Origin of the sequence: Pseudomonas sp. SZ57, from assembly GCF_009495975.1 — a bacterium.
GTDB lineage: Bacteria > Pseudomonadota > Gammaproteobacteria > Pseudomonadales > Pseudomonadaceae > Aquipseudomonas > Aquipseudomonas syringae.
This window is the reverse complement of record NZ_WIBD01000063.1, coordinates 874-1,808: the sequence shown is the minus strand read 5'-3', so window position 1 is coordinate 1,808 and position 935 is coordinate 874. Positions and strand designations below refer to the sequence as shown.

Annotated in this window: 1 protein-coding gene; it reads right to left on the bottom strand. The window is 64.8% G+C overall.

Going from position 1 to position 935, the window contains the following annotated elements:
• Nucleotides 1-62: 62 nt before the first annotated feature.
• The coding region (locus GE543_RS27590) for a TolC family protein (protein WP_256664810.1) at nt 63-935 on the bottom strand (873 nt) is incomplete at its 5' end.

Genomic DNA, 935 nt, shown 5'->3' with positions numbered 1-935 from the left:
GACGACGCAAATTGCGACGTAATCCATCCGAACCACGCCTGATGGCGGGGCGAACGCCCATCCTACTGCTGCGCCACGTCATCCTTCTCCCAGCCGCCGCCGAGTGCCAGAAACAGATTGATCTGCCCCATCGCCACCTGCGTGTTGGCCTCGGCCATCTGCGCGCGCACGTCGGTGTAAGTGCGCGTAGCCTGCAGATCGGCGAGGAACGAGGCGCGCCCGGCCTGATAGAAGCGGTGCGTCTGGTCAGCCGCTTCCTTGGCGGATTGCTCGGCTTCTCTGAGCGCGTCGCGGCGGTCGAGCAGGGCGGTGTATTGCGCCAGACCGGTCTGGGTTTCACGGATGGCATTGAGCACCACACCGTCAAAGCGCGCCAGCGCAGCTTGCGCCGAGGCTTCGGCCTGATGGATGCGGGCGCGTGAGCCGTTGGACGGAATGGTCCAGTTCAGCAGCGGCCCGAAGCCCCAGCGATTGGCCGCCGGCTTGCCAAGGTTCTCGATCAGGCCGGTGGTGCCAATGCTCGCGCCGATGCTGATGTCCGGATACAGCTCGCCGGTGGCAACACCGATCTCGGCAGTCGACATCGCCAGATGGCGTTCAGCCTGACGCACATCCGGGCGGCGTTTGAGCAGTGCTGCGCCGTCGCCCACCGGCATGACCTGCGCAATCTGCGGCAGATGGTTGCAGGTGCTTACCCCGGCGGGCAGTTGCTCGACAGGTTTGGCCAGCAACATCGACAGGCGGAACATCGCAGCCTGACGGCGCGCCTCGTAACGGGGCATTTCGGCGCGCAATGACTTGAACTGCGTCTGCGAACGAGTGACCTGGGTTTCATCGCCACGCCCGGCATCGCGCAGGCGCTGGTTGAGGGACACACTCTGTTTTTGCAGGTCCAGCGATTCGCGGGCGATGTCGAGCTCTTCATTGGCCGCACA